Genomic DNA, 3,260 nt, shown 5'->3' with positions numbered 1-3,260 from the left:
CCTTCCGCCCGAGGGTCAGGGCAGGTCGAGCACCTGGGCCCGCCGCTCGGCCGGGTTGCGGTGGTACAGCAGCAGGAGCCGCGAGGTGTCGCCCGCCGCCCGCCGTACGGCGAGGACGGCGCCCGGGCCCGCCGGGGCCAGTACGGCGGCCGGCCCGGTGAGGCCGGCCCGCGCGGTGAGCGCCGGCCGCAGGACGTCCAGCGGGACGGACGGGCCGGTGCCGCTCAGCCCGATGGTGGAGAGCGCCTCGGCCACGTCCGGCGTCCCGCCCCCGGCGTAGCCGGTCCAGACGCCGTAGCGGACGGTGCTGTGCCCGGGCGCGACGCCTGGCAGGGCGCTCAGCCGGACGGGCAGCACCAGGACGTCGCTGTCCAGCAGCCCGGTGTCGGTGTCGCCCCAGTGGGCGTTGAGCGGCTGGACGTCCAGTTCGGCCCCGGTGCGGGCGTCCAGGGCGCGGGAGACCAGGACGTCGCTACCGCGCAGCCGGTCGGCCTTGAGGATGACGTCGGTGCTGCCGTCCCCGTCGGTGTCCAGCGCCACCCGCACCCCGTACAGCCCCACCGGGGTGGCCGCGGGCGCCCACAACTGCGCGCCCACGTACAGCAGTTCGGAGTCGACGGCGGCGCCGGCCGCGCGCAGGCCGGCGGCCCGCTCGCCGGGGTGCTCGACGCAGACCTCCTCCGCCGGGTCCGGCTCCTTCCCGGTGTCCTTCGGCCGCAGGCCCGCGCCGGGCGCGACCGCCGTGCCGCTGCCGCCGGGCGGGCAGTCGGGCCAGCGCTCACCCTCGCCGCCGAGGGCGAGGGCGCTGACCAGCCCGGGTTGTTCGCCGGGGGCGGCGCGGCCGCCGAGGGTGACCAGGGTGCCGTCCCGGGCGGTGCGGACGGTGGCCGCCACCGTGAGGTCGCCGGTCGGGCGCGGCGCGGCCAGCACCGGGATCCGCAGCTGCGGGAGCGCGTCGCCACCGACCGGGGTGAGCAGCACCCGGCCGGAGAGCTCGCCCCGGTAGCTGCGGGCCCGGCCGCCCTGCACGGTGTCGATGGTCGGGTCGGGGGCGCGCCCCAGCTCCCCCGGCACGGCCAGGGTGACCCGTACCCGCGCGGTGCCGCCCGCCGGGACGTCCACCCGGGCCGGTGCCACCTGGTAGGAGGCGCCCGGCAGCAGGGTGGCGGCCGCGTACGAGGTGCGGTACGCCAGTGGCGCGTTCGAGGTGTTGCGCACCTCGATCTCCCGGGTCACCGCCGTCGGCCCGCCGACCTCGACCGGCCCGAAGGAGACCCCGACCCCGCCCTCCACGGCGCCCTCCCCCGCCGCGTAGGCGACGGCGGGCGTGCGGACCGCCCGGTCCACCCGGACCCTCCCGGCCCCGGTGCGCTCGGGCCCGTAGACCGGCCCGCTGTGCTCGTCGCCGAGGAAGGTGTCCTCGGTGGTGTTCATCAGCGCGGCCTTGACCTGCTCGACCGGCCAGTCCGGGTGCGCGGCGCGGACCAGCGCGGCGAGCCCGGCCACGTGCGGGGCGGCCATCGAGGTGCCGCTCTCGCGCTGGCCGCCGGTACCGCTGCCGACCAGGCTGGACCAGATGCCCTCGCCGGGGGCCGCCAGGTCGGGCTTGACCACGCCCGGCACGCCGATGCCGCGCGAGCTGAAGTCGGTCATGGTGTCGATCCGGGCCGGCTGGTCCTGGGCGACGGAGCCGTGCAGCGGGTTGCCGGGCGCGGCGAGCCGGACCGTCACCGGCCCGGCGGCCGCGGCCTGCCGCAGCCGCTCGCCGTCGGCGCGCCCCAGCAGCACGGCCGGGATCCGGTCGTCGCCGGAGATCTCGGCGAGGTGGTCGGAGTCGGCGGCGTACAGCGCGCCGATCGCGCCCGCGTCGGCGGCGTGGTCGGCGCGCGGGCCGGAGTTGCAGGCCCGGTCGGCTTCCCGGGTGTGCCAGGTGAGCAGCGCGATCCGCCCCTTCAACCGCTGCCGGTCGGCCTCGCCGAACTCGGTGCAGCCGTCCGACTGGTCGGCGGGCAGGGCGAGTTCGCCGCTGACGTCGGCGGTGGACCAGCCCTGGTAGCGCTCGCTCCAGTGCCCCGGGACGACCCCGGCCTGGGCGGCGGGGGCGAGCACGGTGATGCCGTCCACGTCGGCGTGGCCGTGCACCGAGGCGGCGACGGTGATCGCCCGGGCGGCGGTGCCGGGGCTGCCGCCGATGCCGTACACGTCGCCGTCGTTGCCCGCCGCCGCGATCACGACGGTGCCGAGCTCGGCGAGCCGGTCGGCGGCCAGGGCGTCGGTGTCGTCGGTGCTGCCGAAGTGGCTGCCGAGCGAGAGGTTGACGACGTCCAGCCGGTCGCTCAGGTCGCCGTCGCCGTTCGGGTCGGCGGCCAGGTCGAGCGCCTCGGTGACCCGGTCGGTGGAGCCGTCGCAGCCGAACACCCGGATCGCGTACAGCTGCGCGCCCGGGGCGGTGCCGGGGCCGATCCGGAAGCCGGCCGGGTCCAGCCCGGGCCCGTACGGACCGGTGTACGGGTGGCCGTCCGCGGTGACGCCGTACCCGGCCGCGGTGCCGGCCACGTGGGTGCCGTGCCCGTTGCGCACGCAGTCGATCGGGTTGTCGCCGGGGTGCGGCACCGGCTGGTAGTGCGGGGAGGCCGGGTCGGGGTCGTAGTCGTCGCCGACCAGGTCCTTGCCGCCGACCACCTTGGCGTTGGGGAACAGCGCGGGCGGCGCGGGCCTGCCGCGCTCGACCGAGCGGAACGCCTCCTCGGTGCCGGGGCCGCCGAAGTCGGCGTGGGTGTAGTCGATGCCGCTGTCGATGATCCCGATCCGGGTGCCCCGGCCGGTGCCGGCCGCCTGGTCGCCGGCCCAGACCTGCGGGGCGCCGGTCAGCGGGACGGAGTGGGCGTTGTCGCGCCGTTTGGCGACGATCGGGTGGACGGCCCGGACGCCCGGCAGCGCCCGCAGCGCGGGCAGCCGGTCGGCGGGCGCGCTGACCGCGAGGCCGGCGAGCACGGTGCGGGTGCGGTAGAGCTCGCGGGCGGCGGGTGCCGCCCGGTGGACGGCGCCGGCGAGCCGGTCGAGCGCGTCCCCGGCCCGGGCCCGCTGGGCGGCGCCGGCCCGCGCGGCCTCCCGGCGGACGGCCTCCGGGGGGCGCTGGGCGCGCCGGGCCCCGTCGGCGGCGCGCCGCCAGGCGGAGCCGGCCGCCTCGGTGGTGAGTTCGAGCAGGACGGAGGCCGTTCGGCCCGGCCCCGGCGGTCCGGCGGACGGCGGCCCCGCGG

The 3,260-nt window shown here is 78.9% G+C and carries 1 protein-coding gene; it reads right to left on the bottom strand.

All coding sequences use genetic code 11. The annotated features are described in order from the left end of the window. Window positions 1-15 precede the first annotated feature (15 nt). Window positions 16-3,260: S8 family serine peptidase (locus ACFU7Z_RS38025; protein WP_380782673.1), on the bottom strand; the 3,245-nt coding region annotated here is incomplete at its 5' end.

The organism is Kitasatospora sp. NPDC057518 (assembly GCF_042802075.1).
GTDB lineage: Bacteria > Actinomycetota > Actinomycetes > Streptomycetales > Streptomycetaceae > Kitasatospora.
Note: the sequence above shows the minus strand (reverse complement) of the source record. Positions and strands in the feature narration are given on the sequence as shown.